The sequence below is a fragment of the Aeromonas sp. 600276 genome (assembly GCF_049175815.1).
Taxonomy (GTDB): Bacteria; Pseudomonadota; Gammaproteobacteria; order Enterobacterales; family Aeromonadaceae; genus Aeromonas; species Aeromonas dhakensis.
In genome coordinates this window covers 60,659-82,282 of record NZ_JAAKVU010000015.1, presented here as the reverse complement: position 1 = coordinate 82,282, position 21,624 = coordinate 60,659, and the positions used below count along the sequence as shown (strand labels likewise).

Genomic DNA, 21,624 nt, shown 5'->3' with positions numbered 1-21,624 from the left:
CCAGGCAGCGATGTGAGCGCAAACGTAATCCATCAATAAAGTGGGCCGGCCTATCAAGGGTGGCGCCGGGCTGCCGCTAATATGTGCTCAATCCCGCGTTCATCCATCCGAGTCACTCTTATGCTTGCAAGCCTGACACTCAAACAGAAAATCCTGGCCACGGTCACCCTCGCCGTGGTGCTCTCCTGCCTGCTGGTAGGCTACTTCAGCCAGCGTTCGGCCCAGCAACTGATCGAAACCCGCATGTTCGAACAGGAGCTGCCCAACCTGACCCAGCGCATCGGCAAGGAGATCGAGAAGGATCTCACCTCGGTCGCCGGCGCCGCCAGACAACTGGCCAACGATCGCTTCGTGCTGGACTGGGTCGAGCGCGGCATGCCCAAGGAGCAGGAGTCCATCCTCATCAACCAGCTCAAGGACATGACGAGCCAGTATGGTCTGGTCACCGCCTCCTTCGCCGATCGCCAGAGCGCCGCCTACTACAACCAGGATGGCTTCCTGCGCAACCTCACCCCGGAGCAAGACGCCTGGTTCTACGGCTACACCAAGAGCCAGCAAGACCTGATGCTCAGCATCTTTCGCGAGAGCAACGGCGAGGTGAAGCTGTTCGTCAACTTCCAGCAACTCAATGGCCGCGGCCTCGCCGGTCTCGCCAAGTCCCTCGACAGCATGGTCAGCATGCTCGCCAACTTCCGCATCGGTGACAGCGGCTTCGTCTTCATGACCGATGGCAGCGGCAAGGTGAAGCTGCATCCCGACGCCAGCCGCATCGACCGGGACAGCCTGACCCAGCTGGCAAGCGGCAGCACCAACCTGCTCAACAAGCAGCCCTTTGCCGCCACCCACGCCGAGGTGGATGGTCAGCCGGTGGTGCTGGCCAGCAGCTACATCCCCCTGCTCGACTGGTACCTGGTGGCCCAGGTGCCAGAAGCAGAGATCTATGCCGAACTGGACCGCGCCCGCCTGCACATCCTGCTGGTGAGCCTGGCCATCGCCGCCGGCATGGGCCTGCTCGGCATGCTGCTGGCCGGCTCGGTGAGCCGCCCGCTCAACCAGCTGGCCCGCCTGTTCCGCGAACTCGGCAGCGGTGACGGCGACCTGACCCAGCGCCTCAAGGTGGAAGGGCGGGATGAACTGGCCCAGGTGGCCACTGGCTTCAACAACTTCGTCGCCAAGATCCACGGCTCCATCGAGCAGGTGGCCGACAACTCCCGCCAGCTCGCCGCCACTGCCAACGAGGTCGCCGCCAAGGCCCAGCTCACCCAGCACAACTGCACCGCCCAGCGGGATCGCACCGTGCAGGTGGCCACCGCCATCCACGAGATGGGGGCTACCGTGAGTGAAATCGCCGGCAATGCCTCGCTGGCAGCTGACGTGGCCAAGCAGGCCAACGAGCAAGCCGATGCCGGGGCCGTGGTGGTGGCCCAGGCCCGCCATGGCATAGTCGGCCTCTCCGGCGAGATTGAAGGGGTGGCCGGGGTCATCGAGTCGCTGGCCAGCCAGACCGACTCCATCGGCAGCATCCTCGACACCATCCGCAGCATCTCGGAGCAGACCAACCTGCTGGCGCTCAACGCCGCCATCGAGGCCGCCCGCGCCGGTGAGCAGGGCCGTGGTTTCGCGGTGGTGGCCGACGAGGTGCGCAACCTCGCCAGCCGCTCCGCCGCCTCCACCGCCGAGATCCAGGGCATGATCAACCGGCTGCAGGAGCAGAGCGCCCGTGCCGTCAGCGCCATGGCCCAGGGCCGCAACCAGAGCCTGGAAGTGGTCACCCAGGCCGATGCGGCCAACGGCGCCCTCGGCCAGATCACCGCCCACATCACCCAGATCAGCGACATGAACATCCAGGTTGCCACCGCCACCGAGGAGCAGTCCAGCGTGGTGGGCGAGATCAACCGCAACGTGGAGGACATCAACCAGCTCACCATGGAGACCGCCGACATCGCCCACCAGCTGACCGAGTCGAGCCGCAGCCTGCAGCACCTCTCCGGCGAGCTGGACAAGCTGGTCGGCAACTTCCGACTTTGAGGTTTTTGATATCACAAGGGGCGCATGGCGCCCCTTTTTGTTGGTCGTTTGTTAACAAAAGCTCAAGTTGGCGCCAGATCCGTCGATTTATACTGTGATAATTCACATCGTCATGATCAGCGAGGAGAACCCATGCTAGAGGGTAAACTGACAATCAAGAGCCAGTTGATACTGGCTGTCGCCGTGCCCTGCCTGGCGCTGCTGCTGGTAGGCGCCGCCAGCCTTCGCAGCATGGGCGCTATCGAACGACAGGCCACCGAGCTCTACGAGAACACTGCCACCCCGATGCGGGCCATGGCAGAGGTAGTGTCGCGCATCCCCCGCATGCGGGTGGGGCTCGACATGATGCTGTTACAAGAAACCTCGCTCAAGGATGAAAAAGGGGTGTTGACCCGGGTCAAGGAGACACGGGAAGAGGACATCCCCGAGATGCGCCAGGCCATGCAGCTGGCGGTCAACGCCCAGGTCGATCCTGCCGCGCGGCAAAATGCCCAGCAGCTGTTCGAACAATTCGAAGCGATGGAAAAGAGTGAGTTGCAGCCCATGCTGGCCGCCATGGAACAGGGTGACATGGAGAGTGCACGGCGCATCTACAAGGAGCGCTACGCGGTGACCTACGGCACCATGCGTAAGAGTGCCAATACCCAGCTCGACGAACTGATGAAGCTGGCCCAGCAGCGTCACGCCATCAGTCAGCAGAGCTTCGCACGGGGCGAAAGCCAGATGCTTGCCATCATAGGAGGCGCACTCGTCATCTGCCTGCTGGTCTCCTTTCTGGTACTGCGTGGCCTGCGCAATCGCGTCAGCTTCCTTCAGCAGTACATTGGCTATGCCGCCGAACACCTGGCGCTGGATTCCCGTGCCCAGCTGAAGGGCAATGACGAGCTGGCGGAGATCACGGTGAGCTTCAATCACTTCGTCAGCAAGATCCACAGCGCCATCGAGCAGGTAGCCCGCAACTCCCATCAACTGGCCGCCACCGCCGACGAGGTGGCCACCAAGGCCCAGCTCACCCAGCACAACTGCACCGCCCAGCGCGATCGCACCGTGCAGGTAGCCACCGCCATCCACGAGATGGGGGCCACCGTGAGCGAAATCGCCGGCAATGCCTCCCTCGCCGCAGAAGTGGCGAGACAGGCTAACGAGCAGGCGGATGCGGGGGCCGGCGTGGTCGCCCAGGCTCGTCATGGCATCGTCGGCCTCTCCGGCGAGATTGAAGGGGTGGCCGGGGTCATCGAGTCGCTGGCCAGCCAGACCGACTCCATCGGCAGCATCCTCGACACCATTCGCAGCATCTCGGAGCAGACCAACCTGCTGGCGCTCAACGCCGCCATCGAGGCCGCCCGCGCCGGCGAGCAGGGCCGCGGCTTCGCGGTGGTGGCCGACGAGGTGCGCAACCTCGCCAGTCGCTCCGCCGCCTCCACCGCCGAGATCCAGGGCATGATCAACCGGCTGCAGGAGCAGAGCGCCCGCGCGGTCAGCGCCATGACCCAGGGCCGCAACCAGAGCCTGGAAGTGGTCACCCAGGCCGATGCGGCCAACGGCGCCCTCGGCCAGATCACCGCCCACATCACCCAGATCAGCGACATGAACATCCAGGTCGCCACCGCCACCGAGGAGCAATCGAGCGTGGTGGGCGAGATCAACCGCAACGTGGAAGACATCAACCAGCTCACCATGGAGACCGCCGACATCGCCCACCAGCTGACCGAGTCGAGCCGCAGCCTGCAGCACCTCTCCGGCGAGCTGGACCAGCTGGTCGGCAACTTCCGTCTGTAGCTTTTGGCGCTCACTTCATCACCCGACAGAGGGTGCTGCGGCGCCCTCTGTCGCCACCACGGCAAGCCGTGACGCAGGCGCTTTTGCGCCGCCTCCACCGACTTCTGAAAATGCCCCATAATCAGGAAAATGAGAGGAGGAGTTATGGGCAAGCTGGTAGTGATGATAGTGCTGGGGGGGCTGCTCAGCGCCTGCAGCAGCGGGCCGGTGCGGGTGCACAGTGCCGACGTGAGCGTGGACGATACCCGGATCCGGGTCAGCGACGGAGATCGGGGGGGCTACGGCACCTTCTGCCCGCCCGGCCAGGCGAAGAAGGGGCGCTGCTGACAACCAGCCGCCTGCCGCTGAAAAACAAAAAGCCGCTCGATTGAGCGGCTTTTTCATGGGGCGGGAAGAGAATTACTTCTTCTTCTTGGCCTTGGCGTTCGGCAGGTCGGTGATGGAGCCTTCGAACACTTCGGCAGCCAGACCCACGGACTCGTGCAGAGTCGGGTGAGCGTGGATGGTCAGAGCGATGTCTTCGGCGTCGGCACCCATCTCGATGGCCAGACCGATTTCACCCAGCAGTTCACCACCGTTGGTACCCACGATGGCACCACCGATGACGCGGCCGCTCTCCTTGTCGAAGATCAGCTTGGTCATGCCGTCGGAGCAGTCGGACGCGATGGCGCGACCGGAAGCAGCCCACGGGAAGGTGGCGACTTCGAAGTTCAGGCCCTGTTGCTTGGCTTCCTTCTCGGTCAGACCCACCCAGGCCATCTCCGGCTCGGTGTAGGCGATGGACGGGATCACTTTCGGGTCGAAGTAGTGCTTCTTGCCGGCGATGACTTCGGCAGCCACGTGGCCTTCGTGCACACCCTTGTGAGCCAGCATCGGCTGACCGACGATGTCGCCGATGGCGTGGATGTGCGCCACGTTGGTACGCAGCTGCTTGTCCACCTCGATGAAACCGCGCTCGGTCACGGCAACGCCGGCCTTCTCGGCATCCAGCATCTTGCCGTTCGGCACACGACCTACGGCAACCAGCACGTTGTCGTAACGAACCGGCTCGGCCGGGGCGTGCTTGCCTTCGTAGGAGACGTACAGGCCGTCTTCACGGGCTTCAACTGCGGTGACCTTGGTCTCCAGCATGATGTTGAATTTCTTGGCAACGCGCTTGGTGTAGATCTTGACGATGTCTTTGTCGGCAGCCGGTACCAGCTGGTCGGCAAATTCCACCACGTCGATCTCGGAGCCCAGGGAGGAGTACACGGTACCCATCTCCAGACCGATGATGCCGCCACCGATGACCAGCAGCTTGCCCGGAACGGTAGTCAGTTCCAGCGCATCGGTAGAGTCCCATACGCGCGGGTCGTCATGGGGGATGAACGGCAGCTTCACCGGACGGGAACCGGCGGCGATGATGGCGTTGTCGAAGGTGACGGTGGTCTTGCCGTCGGCGCCTTCCACTTCCAGGGTATTCGGGCCGGTGAACTTGCCGAAGCCGTTCACAACCTGGACTTTACGCATCTTGGCCATGCCGGCCAGACCGCCGGTCAGCTGGTTGATGACCTTCTCTTTCCACAGACGCACCTTGTCGATGTCGGTCTGCGGGGCACCGAAGACGATGCCGTGCTCGGCCAGCGCCTTGGCTTCTTCAATGACTTTGGCGACGTGCAGCAGCGCCTTGGACGGGATGCAGCCCACGTTCAGGCAGACGCCCCCCAGGGTGGAGTAACGCTCGACGATAATGGTATCCAGACCCAAGTCAGCCGCACGGAAGGCAGCGGAATAACCGGCAGGGCCAGCACCCAGTACTACGACCTGGGTTTTGATTTCTTTACTCATCATGACCTCTTTGTCGTTCTTATATCCCCGGACAGCGCAGTCTTAAGCCAGGACAAGGCGGCTGCAGCCGTGAAAAAAACGGGGCAAGTTTACAATCCTGTTAACGAAATGAGAAGTAAAAAGGGCAGGCTCTGGGCCCGCCCTCTCACTTACAGGACCAGTCGACGGATGTCGGACAGCACGCCGTTCATGGTGGTGATGAAGCGGGCTCCATCGGCACCATCGATGACGCGGTGGTCGTAGCTCAGGGCCAGCGGCAGCATCAGGCGTGGCGCGAACTCTTTGCCGTTCCACTTCGGCTTCATCTCGGACTTGGAGACGCCCAGGATGGCCACTTCCGGCGCGTTGACGATCGGAGTAAAGCTGGTACCGCCGATGCCACCCAGGCTGGAGATGGTGAAGCAACCGCCCTGCATGTCGGCAGCGGTCAGCTTGCCGGCACGAGCCTTCTTGGAGATCTCGGCCAGATCGCGAGACAGCTCCATGATGCCCTTCTTGTTGACGTCGCGCACCACGGGCACAACCAGACCGTTGGGGGTATCCACCGCCACACCGATGTGGATGTACTTCTTCATGATCAGCTTGCTGCCATCTTCGGACAGGGAGCTGCAGAAGCGCGGATGGGCTTCCAGCGCCTTGGCGGCGGCTTTCAGGATGAACACCAGCGGGGTGATCTTCACGTCTGCCTTCTGCTTCTCGAGCATCGCGTTCTGCTCTTTGCGGAACGCTTCCAGCTCGGTGGTATCGGCTTCGTCGAACTGGGTGACATGGGGGATCATGACCCAGTTGCGGTGCAGGTTCGGACCGGAGATCTTCTGAATGCGGGTCAGATCGACCTCTTCCACATCACCGAACTTGCTGAAATCGACCTTCGGCCACGCCAGCACACTCATGCCGTTGCCGTTACCAGTGCCTTGACCTGCAGCCGGAGCGGACTCGGCGCGCTTGACCGCATCCTTCACGTAGGCCTGCACGTCTTCTTTGACGATGCGGCCCTTGCGACCGGAGGCTTTCACCTTGGCCAGGTTGACACCAAACTCGCGCGCCAGACGGCGTACCGCCGGAGAGGCGTGTACGTAGGCATCGTTGGCAACGAAGTCGGAGGTGGCAGCAGCCTGGGCAACCGGCGCAGGAGCAGCGGCAGCCGGAGCGGCAGCAACAGGTGCAGTGGCAGGAGCCGGAGCAGCCACGGCAGCCGGAGCGGCACCAGCCACTTCGAATACCATGATCAGGGAACCGGTGGAGACCTTGTCACCCGCTTTCACCTTGATCTCCTTGACCACACCGGCGAACGGCGCAGGCACTTCCATGGAGGCCTTGTCACCTTCCACGGCGATCAGGGACTGGTCGGCTTCAACCTTGTCACCCACGGCGACCATGATCTCGGTGACTTCGACTTCGTCGCCACCGATGTCCGGTACATTGACCTCTTTGGCAGCGGCGGCAACCGGGGCAGCAGCCACGGGAGCAGCAGCCTGGGCCGGTGCAGCAGCAACGGCAGGAGCGGCGCCAGCCACTTCGAACACCATCACCAGAGAACCGGTAGAGACCTTGGCGCCAGCGGCAACCTTGATCTCGACCACGCGGCCCGCGAACGGTGCCGGCACTTCCATGGAGGCCTTGTCACCTTCCACGGCGATGATGGACTGGTCGGCTTCAACCATGTCGCCCACGGCAACCATGATCTCGGTCACGTCCACTTCGTCGTCACCGATGTCCGGCACGTGCACGTCTTTGCGAGCGGCAGCAGCAGGAGCGGCGGCCGGTGCGGCTGCAACCGGTGCAGCGGCCTGAACCGGCGCAGGTGCGGCAGCACCCTCGGCTTCGAAGATCATGATCTGGGAACCGGTGGCAACCTTGTCGCCCACCTTGATCAGGATCTCTTTGACGATACCGGCGGACGGGGCCGGGACTTCCATGGAGGCCTTGTCGCCTTCTACCGCGATGATGGACTGATCGAGTTCGACCTTGTCACCCACGGCCACCATGATCTCGGTGACTTCAACTTCATCGGCGCCGATATCCGGCACCATAATCTGTTTGGACATTGTGCTTTATCCTCTTGCGTGCATCCGCGTGACCGACTGCTGTCACACGTCTTTCGCGTTAACCTTTGCAAGGCCGTGCCGGGCAGCGAGTCCCGGCACGGCACTTGATCCTCTTACGCGTACAGCGGGTTGACCTTGTCGGCATCGATGCCGTACTTGGCGATGGCCTCGGCCACAACCTGCTTATCTACCTCGCCGCGCTTGGCCAGTTCGGTCAGGGCAGCAACCACTACGTAGAATTCGTTCACTTCGAAGTGACGACGCAGGTTGGCACGGCTGTCGGAACGGCCGTAACCGTCGGTACCCAGCACGCGGTAGTTTTCGGTCGGCACGAAGGCACGCACCTGATCGGCGAAGGACTTCATGTAGTCGGTCGCGGCGATGGTGGCTTCGCTGCCCAGTACCTGAGCGATGTAGGGAACGCGAGCCTCGGCAGTCGGGTGCAGCATGTTCCAGCGATCCGCGTCCTGACCGTCACGAGCCAGCTCGTTGAAGGAGGTGACGCTGAACACGTCGGAACCGATGCCGTACTCGCTGGCCAGGATCTGGGCGGCGGTGCGCACGTGACCCAGGATGGAGCCACAACCCAGCAGCTGTACCTTGGCCTTGGTGCCGGCCACGGTTTCCAGCTTGTAGATACCCTTGCGGATGCCTTCCTCGGCGCCTTCCGGCATGGCCGGCATGGCGTAGTTCTCGTTCAGAGTGGTGATGTAGTAGAACACGTTCTCCGGGTTCTCACCGTACATGCGGCGCAGACCGTCCTGTACGATCACCGCCACTTCATAGGCGTAGGACGGGTCGTAGGAGACGCAGTTCGGGATGGTGTTGGCCAGGATGTGGCTGTGACCATCTTCGTGCTGCAGACCTTCGCCGTTCAGGGTAGTACGACCGGAGGTCGCACCCAGCAGGAAGCCACGGGCTTGCTGGTCACCGGCTGCCCACGCCATGTCGCCGATCCGCTGGAAGCCGAACATGGAGTAGTAGATGTAGAACGGGATCATCGGGCAGTCGTTGGTGCTGTAAGAGGTCGCAGCAGCCAGCCAGGAGGACATGGCGCCCAGCTCGTTGATACCGTCTTGCAGAACCTGACCCTGCTTGTCTTCCTTGTAGTAGGAGACGATGTCGCGGTCTTGCGGGGTGTACTGCTGACCGTGCGGGCTGTAGATACCGATCTGGCGGAACAGGCCTTCCATACCGAAGGTACGGGCTTCGTCAGCCAGGATCGGCACGATGCGCTTGCCGATGGACTTGTCTTTCAGCATCACGTTCAGGGAACGCACGAACGCCATGGTGGTGGAGATTTCACGCGCCTGTTCACCCAGCAGCGGACCGAAGGCATCCAGCGCCGGGATTTCCAGCTTGGTGGTGCTCTCGCGCAGACGGGTCGGAACATAACCCTTCAGCGCGGCACGACGGGCGTGCAGGTACTTGTGCTCTTCGGTACCCTCTTCGATCTTCAGGTACGGCAGGTTTTCCAGCTGCTCGTCGGTCACCGGCAGGTTGAAACGATCGCGCAGGTGACGCACTGAGCCCAGATCCATCTTCTTGACCTGGTGAGCGATGTTCTTGCCTTCGGCCGCTTCGCCCATGCCATAGCCCTTGATGGTCTTGGCCAGGATCACGGTCGGCTTGCCCTTGGTCTGTGCGGCTTTGGAGAAAGCGGCAAACAGTTTGCGAGGATCGTGACCACCGCGGTTCAGGGCGAAGATCTCCTCGTCGGTCATGTCTTTGACCAGCGCGGCGGTTTCCGGGTAACGGTTGAAGAAGTGCTCGCGCACGTAGCCGCCATCGCGGGACTTCATGGTCTGGTAGTCACCATCCACGGTCTCGTTCATCAGCTGGATCAGCTTGCCAGAAGTGTCTTTCTTCAGCAGCTCATCCCACTTGCGACCCCAGATAACCTTGGTGACGTCCCAGCCGGCGCCGGCGAACAGGCCTTCCAGCTCGTTGATGACCTTGCCGTTGCCGACAACCGGGCCATCCAGACGCTGCAGGTTGCAGTTGACCACGAACACCAGGTTGTCGAGCTTTTCACGCACGGCAACGGTCAGGGCGCCCTTGGCTTCCGGCTCGTCCATCTCGCCGTCACCCAGGAAGGCGTAAACGGTCTGCTCGGAACAATCCTTGATGCCACGGTCGGTCAGGTACTTCAGGAAGCGGGCCTGATAGATGGCGGCGATGGGGCCCAGACCCATGGAGACGGTCGGGAACTGCCAGAAGTCCGGCATCAGTTTCGGGTGCGGGTAGGAAGGGATACCCTTGCCATCCACTTCCTGACGGAAGTTGTCCAGCTGCTCTTCGGTCAGGCGACCTTCGGCAAATGCACGGGCGTAGATGCCCGGGGAGATGTGACCCTGGAAGTAAACCAGGTCGCCACCGTCTTTCTCGTTGCGGGCACGGAAGAAGTGGTTGTAGCAGACTTCGTAGATGGTCGCGGAAGAGGCGAAGGAAGACATGTGACCGCCCAGGTCCAGGTCTTTCTTGGAGGCGCGCAGCACGATCATCATGGCGTTCCAGCGGATGATGGCGCGAATGCGACGCTCCATCTCCAGGTCGCCCGGGTAAGCCGGCTCGTCGCTGGACGGGATGGTGTTGATGTAGTCGCGATTTGCCTTGGCAGCCACGTCCACACCGCTTGCGCGGGCTTTCTCGGCCAACTGTTCAAGGATGAACTGAGCGCGTTGCGGACCCTCTTCACGCAGCAGGGATTCCAGAGAGGCAAGCCACTCCAGCGTTTCTATCGGGTCCACATCGTTCTTCAGGATATCAGACATGGCTGGTTCCTATTATGTTGTGATTGCACGGCATTGCACGGCGAAGGGCGCAAGCATTCGACAATAAAGCCTTGTGGGATTAGTTTTCCTGCTGACGGATCCGACGCATGGATCGCTGGATCCGGCTGTCTTCCCTCTGCATATCCAACAAGGTGTCCTCGATAAAGGCCAGGTGCTCATGACAAGCTGCCCTGGCCCGCTCCGGAGCCCCCGACAGGATAGCCTCGATCAGATGCGCGCGATGGCGACGGATCTTGGCGACCACTCCCGGACGGCGATTCAGAATTTCGTTATTGCGTAAAATGTTCTGCTCAAGCATGGGGCCCATGGCCCGCAGCAGATGCAGCAGCACCACGTTGTGGGACGCCTCGGCCACCGCCAGATAGAACTGGGTGACGGCAGCGGATTCGGCTACCAGCGAGCCTTGCTGGCCAGCCTCCTCGATGGCGGACTGCACCTGACGGATCCGCTCGAAATCGGCTTCCGTTCCCCGCAATGCAGCATAGTAGGCACAGATGCCTTCCAGCGCATGACGAAACTCCAGCAGGTCGTACTGGGCTTCCGGGTGGGTGCTGAGCAGCTCGAACAGGGGATCGGCGATCCCTTTGCTCAAGGCATTTTGTACGTAAGTGCCGCCGCCCTGACGACGATACAAGAGTCCTCTTGCCTCGAGGCGCTGGATGGCTTCGCGCAGCGAAGGGCGCGAAACCTGAAACTGGATGGCCAGTTCCCGCTCGGGCGGCAACTTCTGGCCCGGCTGCAAACTGCCTTCCAGAATCATCTGTTCCAGCTCGGCGACAATGGCGTCGGCCAACTTGGGTTGAGTAATCTTGAGATAGGGCATGAGGCTGCTTTGTTAAATTGGTATTACCAATTTCATGAATGGGGCGAAAATTAGCAGAGGGCATGGGAAAAGTCCACCCAAAAGATGATCTGAATCAAGAATCAACCTTGCCACTTAAGGGGTAACTAGAGGGATTTATGATTTGGCTCATAGAAATTGGTCAGACCAATATTTTTGACGTGGCTCACAGGCAACATTTGATCAACAGCGAATAAAAATGGCCTGCCATAGAGGCAAGCCATTGTTTTAAAAACACAAACTTATTTTTAGAATATTTACTTAAAGTTGAGTGCCTGGCGATATCGCTGCCATTCGAAACTCTCACCCGGATCCGTCTTGCGCCCCGGCGCTATGTCGCAATGGCCGACGATACGATCCGCCGTGATGGCGGGATAATGACTCGACAAGGTTCGGCTGAGCCCAACCAATACCTCATACTGTGCGTCCGTGTAGGGCAGTTCGTCGGTCCCTTCCAGCTCGATGCCGATGGAGAAGTCGTTGCACGCCTCCCTCCCCTGCCAGCTAGATACCCCGGCATGCCAGGCTCTGGCACCAAACGGCACATACTGCACCAGTTCACCATCGCGCCGGATCAGGCAGTGGGCCGAGACCCGCAGTTGATGAATGTCGGCAAAGTAGGGATGAGCCGCGGGATCCAGCCTGCCCATAAAGAGATCGTCGATGAAAGGGCCGCCGAACTCGCCTGGCGGCAGGCTGATGCCATGCACCACCAGCAGGGAGATGTCGCTCGTGCTGGCCCGCTCGTTGTGGTGGGGAGAGGGCACCCGGCGAGCCTCCCGGCACCAGCCGGCGGCGTCGATGGAAAACGTGAGGTCAGGATGGGTCATCGGCTACTCGATACGAGTTGAGGGGAAAAGCGCGATCCGGGCCGGCATCTTGTCACCAAGCCGCTGAATCAGTGGAAAATTGTGTGTTAGGCTGGGTCATCTTGGGCTCGATATGGATGAGGTATGCAGCAAACGGCGCGCTGGTTCTGGCTACTGGCCTGGCTCTCTTTGATGGGCCTGCTGACCCTCTACTTTCACTCCCGCGCCCAACCGAGCGTCACCGCCAGCGGCGAACTCCTGCTGAGGGCCGACCAGAGCGGCCACTATCGACTGGAGGGTGCCATCAACGGCCAGCCGGTGCAACTGCTGCTCGATACCGGCGCAACGCGCATCACAGTGCCGCAACGGGTCGCCGAGCGGCTCGGCCTGACCTCCCACGGCAGCAGCCAGGTGAATACGGCTGCCGGGTTTATCCGGGTCGGCAACGGCACCATCGAAACGCTGGCGATGGGACCATTGACCTTGTACGATTTGGCCATCTTTATCAACCCGGCGGCGGCTGGCGACGAGGTGCTGGTAGGCATGAATGCCCTCGGCCGGCTGGAGCTGGTTCAAAAGGAGCGGCAGTTGCTGCTCAGACCTTTGCAGGAATAAAGGCATGCTACAACAGGACATCCGTCGCGCCGTGCGCGCCGCATTACTCGAAGACTTGGGCGACGCCCTCACCGCGCTGGACCAACCGGATGCCAGCGCCGATATCACGGCCCAGCTGATCCCGGCGGATCGCATCTCGACGGCCCGAGTCATCACCCGCGAAGCCGGCGTCTTCTGCGGCCAACCCTGGGTAGACGAGGTATTCACCCAGCTTGGCGGCGATGTGCAAGTGGAGTGGCTGGTGCAGGATGGTGAAGTGCTCACCCCCAATCAGGAGCTCTTCCGTCTGCACGGCCCGGCTCGCACCCTTCTGACCGGCGAGCGCAATGCGCTGAACTTCGTGCAGACCCTCTCCGGCGTCGCCACCCTCACTGCCCGCTACGTGGCCGAGCTGGCTGGCACAGATTGCCGTCTGCTTGACACCCGCAAGACCCTGCCCGGCCTTCGCAGCGCCCAGAAGTATGCGGTCACCTGCGGCGGCGGCAAGAACCACCGCATCGGCCTCTATGACGCCTATCTCATCAAGGAGAACCATATTCTCGCCTGTGGTGGCATAGCGCAGGCCATTGCCGAGGCTCGCCGGCTCAATCCGGGCAAACCGGTGGAAGTCGAGGTCGAATCGCTGGCCGAGCTGGCACAGGCATTGGCCGCTCACGCCGATATCGTGATGCTGGACAACTTCGACGTGCCCATGATGCGCGAGGCCGTTGCTCTCAATCAGGGGCGGGCCAAGCTGGAGGTCTCCGGCAACGTCACGCTGGACACCCTGGCCGAATATGCGGCTACCGGTGTCGACTTCATCTCGGTCGGTGCCCTGACCAAACATGTGCGGGGCCTGGACCTCTCGATGCGTTTTATCTAGCCGAAGGGCGTTCACCATGCCCCGTCGGGCCGGTGACATATAACAAGATGAAGGACTTGCAAAAGGCGCCATGGGCGCCTTTTCTTTAAGGCAGGATCCCTCGGCAAAGGAGTGTGAGATGGACCCATCCCCGCCAGCTACAAAGAGTCGATAGGGGCTCTTTATCCATGATTTATATCAAATTTTTCGCAAATGACAGAAAGATTGTTAACAAAGACCCCGACCTCTGTTGCCAAGTCGGACAGCTCGGATAAGATACTGACGTGTGGATAGTTTTCCACCGGCACTTCCCAGGAACCAAGGACAAAAAGGATATTTGAAATGAAGAAACAATCAGGCTTTACCCTTATCGAATTGATGATCGTGGTCGCGATCGTCGCCATCCTGGCCGCCATTGCGCTGCCGGCGTATCAGAACTACACCAAAAAATCGAAGATGACCCAGCTGGTTTCAGCCATGGGAGCTTGGAAAACAAACGTGGAAGTTTGTGTTCAATCTAACAGCCTAACAACTTGTGGTGCGGGAGACCCTGGTATGCCGTCGTCTGCAACAGAAACTATTGGTAACGTCACCGTCACATATACAGAATCTGATGGCTCTTCTGCAGTGATTCTTAGTGCATCCCCAGTTGACAATACGGTCTTAGCACCATTAACCACTGACGATTCCGTTGTATTGACTGCTTCTGCTGCAGTACCTCTTATCTGGACCAAAAAGTGTGAGAATCCCGCAGGTACAGCTCAAACTGACTACTGCCCATAATGACATCTAGCCCCAATAGCGGCCTGGCGTTAAGCCTGGCCGCTTCTTCCCTGCTCAGTGAGTCCGACTCACAGCGCTATCTGAGCCAGGCCAAGGCGCAGCGCAAACCCTTTGTGACCTTTCTGATCGAGAACGAGATCCTCGACAGCAAGGCGCTGGCCGACTTCTGCGAGCTGGAATATGGGGTACCTCTGCTGGATCTTGCCGCCTTCGACCTGGCCGAGATCCCGCAGAAGTACCTCAATCAGAAGCTGATTGAGAAACACCATGTGCTGCCCATCTACACCCAGGGACACACCCTCTATATCGCCATGTCCGACCCGACCAATGTGTCGGCACTGGAGGATTTTGGTTTCAGCTTCGGGCTGCACACCGAGGCCCTGCTGGTCGAAGAGAACAAGCTGACCGCCGCCATCAGCAAGCTGATGGAGAACGATCAGGACGCCCTCGGCATGGAGGAGATCGACGAGTCCGAGATCTCCGAGCTGGAAGTGTCTGACGAGGGGTCACGACTCGACGAGAGCGTCAACACGGCGGACGATGACGCCCCCATCGTCAAATACATCAACAAGATCATGATGGATGCCATCAAGCGCGGTGCATCCGACCTCCACTTCGAGCCCTATGAGACCAAGTACCGTATTCGCTTTCGGATAGACGGGATCCTGCATGAGGTAGCGACGCCGCCGGTCAATCTGGCCAACCGCTTCTCGGCCCGACTCAAGGTGATGGCGCGCCTGGACATCGCCGAACGGCGGCTGCCCCAGGATGGCCGCATCAAATTGAAAATGTCGCGCAACAAGTCGATGGACATGCGGGTGAACACCCTGCCCACCATGTGGGGCGAGAAGATCGTTATCCGTCTGCTCGACTCTTCCGCTGCGCGCCTCAATATCGAACAGCTCGGCTTTGACGATCGGCAGAAGGCACAATATCTGCGCGCGCTCTCGAAGCCTCAGGGCATGATCCTGGTGACCGGCCCTACCGGTTCGGGTAAGACGGTGTCGCTCTACACCGGCCTGAACATTCTCAACACCACAGAAGTGAATATTTCGACCGCCGAAGACCCGGTGGAGATCAACCTGCCTGGGGTCAATCAGGTACAGGTCAACCCCAAGGCCGGCCTGACCTTCGCCAGTGCCCTGCGCTCCTTCCTGCGCCAGGATCCAGATGTGGTGATGGTCGGGGAAATACGGGATCTTGAAACCGCCGAGATCGCCATCAAGGCGGCGCAAACCGGCCACCTGGTGCTCTCTACATTGCACACCAACTCGGCGGCCGAGACGCTGACCCGGATGATGAACATGGGAGTACCCGCCTTCAACATCGCCTCCTCGGTTACCCTGATCATGGCTCAGCGACTGGCACGCAAGCTCTGTGACCACTGCAAGGCTCCCGAAGTGGTGCCGGAAGCTGAACTGCTGGAGTTGGGGTTCACCCAACAGCAGCTGGCCGCCGGCTTGCGGCTGTTCAAGCCGGTCGGCTGCAAGGAGTGTTCTGGCGGCTACAAGGGACGGGTCGGCATCTACGAAATCCTGTTGATGTCCGAAAATATTGCAAAATTGATCATGCAGGGAGCCAACTCCATGCAGATTGCGGCTATCGCCCAGAAGGAGGGCATGCGCACCTTGCGGACCTCCGGTCTTGAGAAAGCCCGACTGGGGGTGACCAGCCTGGCCGAGATAAACCGGGTAACAACCAACTGACAGAGTCTATCGCTCAGCCGATTCATCCAGGTGCCGCCGGCCCTGGCGATTTCCATCAGGCCGAGGCTGCTTCTCTTAGCGACGAGCAAGCCGGGCCCCATTGCAGGACGCAGTGATGGCAACGCTAACCCAGAAACAGAATGCCCCCAAGAAAGTCTTCGCCTTTCGCTGGAGCGGGGTGAACCGCAAGGGCCAGAAGGTCTCCGGCGAGCTGCAGGCCGACAGCATCAACACGGTCAAGGCCGAGCTGCGCAAGCAGGGCGTCAACGTCACCAAGGTGAGCAAGAAGAGCCAGGGGCTCTTCTCCAAGGGCGGCGCCAAGATCAAGCCGATGGACATTGCCGTCGTCTCCCGTCAGATCACCACCATGCTGTCAGCTGGTGTACCTCTGGTCCAGAGCCTGCAGATCATCGCCCGCAGCCACGAGAAGGCGGCCATGCGCGAGCTGATGGGCCAGATAGCCGCCGATGTGGAGACCGGTACCCCCATGTCCGAGGCGCTGCGCCGCCATCCCCGCCACTTCGATGATCTCTATTGCGACCTGGTCGAGGCGGGCGAGCAGTCCGGCGCCCTGGAGACCATCTACGACCGCATCGCGACTTATCGCGAAAAGTCCGAAGCGCTCAAATCCAAGATCAAGAAGGCCATGTTCTACCCCACCATGGTCATCCTGGTGGCCATTGTCGTCACCTCCATTCTGCTGCTGTTCGTCATTCCGCAGTTTGAGGACATCTTCAAGAGCTTCGGCGCCGAACTGCCCGCCTTTACCCAGTTCGTCATCGGCATCTCCCGCTTCATGCAGAACTGGTGGTATATGATCTTTGGCGGGGTTGCACTCGCCATCTTCCTCTACGTGCGAGCCTGGCGTGCCTCGCAGAAAGTCAGAGACAACACCGACAAGTTCATTCTGACCATCCCGGTGGTCGGCATGATATTGCACAAGGCCGCCATGGCCCGCTTCGCCCGCACCCTCTCCACCACCTTTTCTGCCGGTATCCCGCTGGTGGATGCCCTGATCTCCGCCGCTGGCGCCTCCGGCAACTATGTCTATCGCACCGCCGTCATGGCCATTCGCAACGAGGTGGTGGCTGGCATGCAGATCAACGTGGCCATGCGCACCGTCGATCTCTTCCCCGACATGGTGATTCAGATGGTGATGATTGGCGAGGAGTCAGGCGCCATCGATGATATGCTCTCCAAGGTCGCCACCATCTTCGAGCAGGAGGTGGACGATCTGGTCGACGGCCTCACCAGCCTGCTGGAGCCTCTCATCATGGTGGTGCTGGGGGTACTGGTCGGCGGCATGGTGGTCGCCATGTACCTGCCCATCTTCAAACTGGGGTCGGTCATCCACTGACCCCCAACCAATCCGGAACCCGATGTTGCTGATCACTGACGTTTTTCACAGCCTGCCCTGGCTCTATTTTTCGCTGGTATTCCTCTTCTCCCTGATGATCGGCAGTTTTCTCAACGTGGTTATCCATCGCCTGCCCATCATGCTGGAACGGGAGTGGCAGGCCGAATACCTCAGCTATTTCAACCCAGAGACACAACTGCAGCAGGCAGAACGCTACAACCTGATGGTGCCGCGTTCCGCCTGCCCCCATTGCGGCCACGCCATCACGGCCATGGAGAATATCCCCCTGCTCAGCTGGCTCTGGCTCAAGGGTCGCTGCCGTGAATGTCAGGCCCCCATCTCGGCCCGTTATCCGCTGGTGGAGCTGCTGACAGCCCTGCTCTCGCTGATCGTCGCCGCAACATTCCCACCGGGCTGGGCTTTGCTGGCCGCCCTGCTGCTCACCTGGGTGCTGGTGGCGCTCACTTTCATCGATCTGGACAAGATGCTGCTGCCGGATCAGCTGACCCTGCCATTGCTGTGGGGCGGCCTGCTGTTCAATCTGGCAGGGGGATTCGTTCCGCTGGCCGATGCGGTGATCGGTGCCATGGCGGGCTATCTGGTGCTCTGGAGCCTCTACTGGGCCTTCAAGCTGCTGACCGGCAAGGAAGGGATGGGCTACGGCGACTTCAAGCTGCTGGCGGCGCTGGGGGCCTGGCTGGGCTGGCAGGCCCTGCCCATCGTGCTGCTGCTCTCCTCGCTGGTCGGCGCCATCATAGGGATAAGTCTCATCCTGCTGCGCAACCACCATCAGGGCAAACCCATCCCCTTCGGGCCCTACCTGGCGATCGCCGGCTGGATCGCTCTGCTGTGGGGCGATACCATCACCCGCTGGTACCTCACGACATTTCTCTGATCAAAGGCAGCACTGACCCATGTATGTAGTCGCAATTACCGGCGGGATTGGCAGCGGCAAGACCACGGTTGCCAATCAGTTTGCCGAGCTGGGCATCGAGGTGGTGGATGCGGACATCATCGCCCGCGAGGTAGTGGAACCCGGCACCCCGGCCCAGGCCGCCATCGCCGCCCATTTTGGCGCAGACGTCATCGCCCCGGATGGCCGGCTCGATCGCCGCCAGCTGCGTGAGCGGGTCTTCACTGACCCGCAGGCCAAGGGCTGGCTCAACGCCCTGCTCCATCCCCTCATTCGCAGCGAGATGCAGCGCCAGTGCGCGGCCGCGCGCTCCCCCTATTGCCTGCTGGTGGTGCCCCTGCTGGTGGAAAATCGGCTCACCGCACTGGCCAACCGGGTACTGGTGATCGACGTGGACGAAGCGACCCAGATTGAGCGTACCTGTCGCCGGGACGGCGTGAGCCGGGAGCAGGCTGAGGCCATCCTGGCCGCCCAGGCGAGCCGGACCGAGCGGCTGGCGGCAGCCGACGATGTGCTGGACAACCAGAACGGCACGCCCGAGGCAATAAAGAGCCGAATTTTCGCGCTGCACGAGACATATCTGGCATTTGCCTCTCAACAAGCCCGCCAACTGTGAGTACACTAGGCCGGTTTATGGCTGGCCAGGATTAGGCATGATTTACGATTTTCCCCTCAATGAAAAAAGCCGGACCTATCTTCGTCTGGAGTCCCTGTTTTCCCAGATCCGCGACAATCTGGAGAGCGACCAGCCCTGGGCACACATCGCCTTTTTCAAGGGCCTGTTCGACCTGCAGGAGTTGCTGGAGCGCGGTGACCTGCGTGCCGACCTGATTAAAGACCTGGAGCGCCTCAGCCAGCGCCTGAGCCACTGGGCCAGCCTGCCAGACGTCGACCTGGAGCAGATCAACCTGATGCAGCAGGAGAGCACCCAGCTCTCCCGCAACTTGCTGAGTGCACCGCGTCCCGGTGCCCGCCTGAAAGAGGACCGGCTGCTTGGCTCCATCCGCCAACGCTTCTCCATTCCGGGCGGGTTGTGCGCCTTCGACGTACCGCAACTGCACCACTGGCTCGCCACCCCGGCCATCGCCCGTCATCAGCAGATGCAACTGTGGCTGAGCGACATCAACCTGTTGATGAACGCCATCTCCCTGCTGCTGCGCCTGTGGCGTGAATCCGGCAACTTCAGCGAACAGGTGGCCGTCAACGGCTTCTTCCAGGATACCGCCGAGAGTGCCGAGCTGATCCGCATTCGCCTGAGCGGCACCCAGCAGTGCTACCCGACCCTGAGCGGCCACAAGAACCGGTTCGCCCTGCGCTTTTTGCCAACCGCGGAGCAGCAGATCGGTGACGTGCCCTTCCAGCTGGCCTGCTGCTAAGGAGCATCCATGGTGACCAAGGTAAAGTGTCCAACCTGCCAGACCGAGCTGGAGTGGGGCCCGCAAAGCCCGTTTCGCCCGTTCTGCAGCAAGCGCTGCCAGCTGATCGATCTCGGCGAGTGGGCCGACGAGCAGAAGTGCATCCCGGGTGAAGTGGATCCCGAGCTGCTGCCCTACCCCGAAGAAGGGGAGCAGTGGCAATAAGCCAGCAAGCAAAAAGGGCCGATACGGCCCTTTTTATTTTGGTATGCACTGCGGCTCACATCAGCCCTGTGCGGCCAGCGATGCCTGCAGGCGCGTCACGATCGGGCCATTGGCGTCGGGGAAATGGTACTCGTGCAGCGAGGCCAGCGGCACCCAGCGACACTCCTGCCCCTCCTTGCCAAACGGCTCGCCACTGAAGCGGGTCACCTTCCAGATATCCAGCAGTACCTGCTTGTCCGGGTAGTCGTGATGCAGCTCCATGAAGGGATCGCAATCCTGCACCCGGATCCCGATCTCTTCCCACAGCTCCCTGTCCAGCGCGGTGAGCAGATCCTCTCCGGCCTCCACCTTGCCGCCAGGGAATTCCCAGCGATCCCCCTGATGACGATCGGCGGAGCGTCTGGCGATGAAGATATCGCCCCGTTCGTTCTCGATGACGCCGACCGCCACCCAGATCCGTTTCTTCTGTTCCATCATTGTCCTCAGCGTAAACATGGCAAACGGGCAATCCAGGGCGCCAGCCGGCGGGCCTGTGTTTCCCCTTGTGCCGTAAAGATATCCTGCCCCACATGCTCGCTCCCGTCCGGGGCGGGCAGCGGCCAGGGGATGGCGCCAGACGGCGTGAAGCAGCGGTCATGCACCAGACAGCTCTGCGAGAGATAACCCCAGAGCCGGTCGCGCAAAAACCACTGGTCGATATTCGGCGTCTCCATGACGTCCGGCTGATAGGCTTCGAGCAGGGGCGCCAGTGGCGGCAACACACCGGCCACTCCACCCCACATGCCCGCCAACACCAGATCGGTATGACTCCACCAATCGCGCATGATATGAAACCAGCGCGTCGATGCAAGCCACTCCTGTACCGCCAGCCGCTCGCGTACACCCGGTACCGAATCCACATCCCGCACCAGAAAGCGTCCCACCCGCGGATCGTTGGCTACCTGAAAACGCCAGCAGAGGCGCCGACGCAAAGATTGACCGGCGGGTTGCAGCAACAGCTCGGCCCCCAGTTCGCGCAGCGCAGCGAGCAGCTCGGCGGGCACGCTCTCATCCACGTAGAAACGCACCCGCCAGCCTGGATAGAGATAGGCGGCCGCCAGCACATTGTCGATGGCGCCCCGCAGGTAACGAGGGGCACTGCCCCACAGCGAGAAGGCGATGACATCCGGTTTGTCTGCCGCCAGCCAGGCCGACGGTGCGACTGCCGGCAGAGTCCAGTCTGACGGCGCCTTGTCGCTCACCCGAGCCTTTAGCTCCAGCGAGCGGGTTCCCGCCACGGCAGCCTCGGCGTGGCGCTCCAGCTTGGCCAGCGAGGCGCAGAGAGCATCCAGCGCATGGAAGTCGTCGGGGAGACGCTGCAACAGGGTCTGCAGCCGCGCCACCGCCTGTTCATATTGACCGGACCGTGACAGACAAGAGCAGAGGTTGCGCAGCACCTCGTCGTTGCCAGGTTCGGCCTTGTGAGCCATCTCCAGTACCTGGGCCGCCGACGCCGGGTCACCGCACAAAAAGAGGTAATAGGCAAACTGCAGCTGCAGAGCCACCGGCTTGACCGCGCTGGCATTGAGCCTCGCCAGCAGTTGCTGGATGGCAACCTGACGCTGGCCGGCCAGCCAGCTGGTGTGGGCCGCGGCATCCCAGCCCGTCGGCATCTTGCTCATCGCACGGCTCTCCCTCTTTGCCTGCCGGAAATGAATGCACC

Annotated in this window: 19 protein-coding genes; 12 read left to right on the top strand and 7 right to left on the bottom strand. The window is 61.2% G+C overall.

The features are described from left to right. The first annotated feature begins 120 nt into the window (after positions 1 to 120). The 3 genes from G5134_RS15460 (at position 121) to G5134_RS15450 (ending at position 4,134) form a co-directional block, all read left to right on the top strand. The gene (locus tag G5134_RS15460) at positions 121 to 2,028 is read left to right on the top strand and encodes a methyl-accepting chemotaxis protein (RefSeq protein WP_065017261.1); all 1,908 of its coding nucleotides are present in this window, start codon (positions 121 to 123) and stop codon (positions 2,026 to 2,028) included. A 132-nt stretch (positions 2,029 to 2,160) separates the two neighbouring features. Beyond that, entirely contained in the window at positions 2,161 to 3,807 is a 1,647-nt protein-coding gene (locus G5134_RS15455) for a methyl-accepting chemotaxis protein (protein ID WP_065017262.1), read from the top strand. Positions 3,808 to 3,951: 144 nt separating this feature from the next. Next, complete coding sequence (locus tag G5134_RS15450) at positions 3,952 to 4,134, top strand: hypothetical protein (protein ID WP_065017263.1); 183 nt, start codon at positions 3,952 to 3,954, stop codon at positions 4,132 to 4,134. Positions 4,135 to 4,206: 72 nt separating this feature from the next. Here the strand turns inward: G5134_RS15450 and lpdA are convergent, their stop codons facing one another. The 5 genes from lpdA to ampD all read right to left on the bottom strand — a co-directional run bounded on the left by lpdA (position 4,207) and on the right by ampD (position 12,148). After that, a complete protein-coding gene (gene lpdA / locus G5134_RS15445; protein WP_005305622.1) occupies positions 4,207 to 5,634 on the bottom strand; it encodes a dihydrolipoyl dehydrogenase in 1,428 nt (475 codons plus the stop codon). Positions 5,635 to 5,783: 149 nt separating this feature from the next. After that, positions 5,784 to 7,682, bottom strand: a complete 1,899-nt coding sequence (gene aceF / locus G5134_RS15440; protein ID WP_065017264.1) for a pyruvate dehydrogenase complex dihydrolipoyllysine-residue acetyltransferase — start codon at positions 7,680 to 7,682, stop codon at positions 5,784 to 5,786. A gap of 113 nt (positions 7,683 to 7,795) precedes the next feature. Beyond that, complete coding sequence (gene aceE / locus G5134_RS15435; protein ID WP_010635965.1) at positions 7,796 to 10,456, bottom strand: pyruvate dehydrogenase (acetyl-transferring), homodimeric type; 2,661 nt, start codon at positions 10,454 to 10,456, stop codon at positions 7,796 to 7,798. Between the two features lie 79 nt (positions 10,457 to 10,535). Further along, positions 10,536 to 11,300: a pyruvate dehydrogenase complex transcriptional repressor PdhR gene (gene pdhR, locus G5134_RS15430; RefSeq protein WP_005305630.1), complete on the bottom strand. Its 765-nt coding sequence runs from the start codon at positions 11,298 to 11,300 to the stop codon at positions 10,536 to 10,538. 275 nt (positions 11,301 to 11,575) lie between these two features. Then, positions 11,576 to 12,148, bottom strand: a complete 573-nt coding sequence (gene ampD / locus G5134_RS15425) for a 1,6-anhydro-N-acetylmuramyl-L-alanine amidase AmpD (protein ID WP_065017265.1) — start codon at positions 12,146 to 12,148, stop codon at positions 11,576 to 11,578. A 123-nt stretch (positions 12,149 to 12,271) separates the two neighbouring features. On the opposite strand from ampD, the gene G5134_RS15420 reads away from it, so the two are divergent. The 9 genes from G5134_RS15420 to yacG all read left to right on the top strand — a co-directional run bounded on the left by G5134_RS15420 (position 12,272) and on the right by yacG (position 19,922). Then, positions 12,272 to 12,742, top strand: a complete 471-nt coding sequence (locus G5134_RS15420) for a retropepsin-like aspartic protease family protein (protein ID WP_065017266.1) — start codon at positions 12,272 to 12,274, stop codon at positions 12,740 to 12,742. Between the two features lie 4 nt (positions 12,743 to 12,746). Beyond that, the gene (gene nadC / locus G5134_RS15415; RefSeq protein WP_065017267.1) at positions 12,747 to 13,604 is read left to right on the top strand and encodes a carboxylating nicotinate-nucleotide diphosphorylase; all 858 of its coding nucleotides are present in this window, start codon (positions 12,747 to 12,749) and stop codon (positions 13,602 to 13,604) included. A 321-nt stretch (positions 13,605 to 13,925) separates the two neighbouring features. After that, positions 13,926 to 14,366: a pilin gene (locus tag G5134_RS15410; protein WP_082969962.1), complete on the top strand. Its 441-nt coding sequence runs from the start codon at positions 13,926 to 13,928 to the stop codon at positions 14,364 to 14,366. Further along, complete coding sequence (gene tapB / locus G5134_RS15405; RefSeq protein WP_197495599.1) at positions 14,357 to 16,072, top strand: PilB family type IVa pilus assembly ATPase TapB; 1,716 nt, start codon at positions 14,357 to 14,359, stop codon at positions 16,070 to 16,072. Before G5134_RS15410 ends, tapB begins: the two co-directional genes overlap by 10 nt. A gap of 115 nt (positions 16,073 to 16,187) precedes the next feature. Then, complete coding sequence (locus tag G5134_RS15400) at positions 16,188 to 17,429, top strand: type II secretion system F family protein (RefSeq protein WP_005305649.1); 1,242 nt, start codon at positions 16,188 to 16,190, stop codon at positions 17,427 to 17,429. Between the two features lie 22 nt (positions 17,430 to 17,451). Beyond that, positions 17,452 to 18,324, top strand: coding sequence for a prepilin peptidase (locus G5134_RS15395; RefSeq protein ID WP_065017269.1), 873 nt, complete (start codon positions 17,452 to 17,454; stop codon positions 18,322 to 18,324). A 19-nt stretch (positions 18,325 to 18,343) separates the two neighbouring features. Continuing rightward, the gene (gene coaE, locus G5134_RS15390) at positions 18,344 to 18,958 is read left to right on the top strand and encodes a dephospho-CoA kinase (RefSeq protein WP_065017270.1); all 615 of its coding nucleotides are present in this window, start codon (positions 18,344 to 18,346) and stop codon (positions 18,956 to 18,958) included. Positions 18,959 to 18,995: 37 nt separating this feature from the next. Next, positions 18,996 to 19,718: a cell division protein ZapD gene (gene zapD, locus G5134_RS15385; protein ID WP_010635957.1), complete on the top strand. Its 723-nt coding sequence runs from the start codon at positions 18,996 to 18,998 to the stop codon at positions 19,716 to 19,718. Positions 19,719 to 19,727: 9 nt separating this feature from the next. Then, positions 19,728 to 19,922, top strand: coding sequence for a DNA gyrase inhibitor YacG (gene yacG / locus G5134_RS15380; protein ID WP_017782442.1), 195 nt, complete (start codon positions 19,728 to 19,730; stop codon positions 19,920 to 19,922). 60 nt (positions 19,923 to 19,982) lie between these two features. Here yacG and mutT read toward each other — a convergent pair whose 3' ends face one another. Continuing rightward, a complete protein-coding gene (gene mutT / locus G5134_RS15375; RefSeq protein WP_197495598.1) occupies positions 19,983 to 20,396 on the bottom strand; it encodes an 8-oxo-dGTP diphosphatase MutT in 414 nt (137 codons plus the stop codon). Between the two features lie 8 nt (positions 20,397 to 20,404). Then, positions 20,405 to 21,583 carry a tetratricopeptide repeat protein gene (locus G5134_RS15370; RefSeq protein ID WP_017766415.1) on the bottom strand — a complete coding sequence of 393 codons (1,179 nt, stop codon included), beginning with the start codon at positions 21,581 to 21,583 and terminating at the stop codon, positions 20,405 to 20,407. Between the last annotated feature and the right edge of the window lie 41 nt (positions 21,584 to 21,624).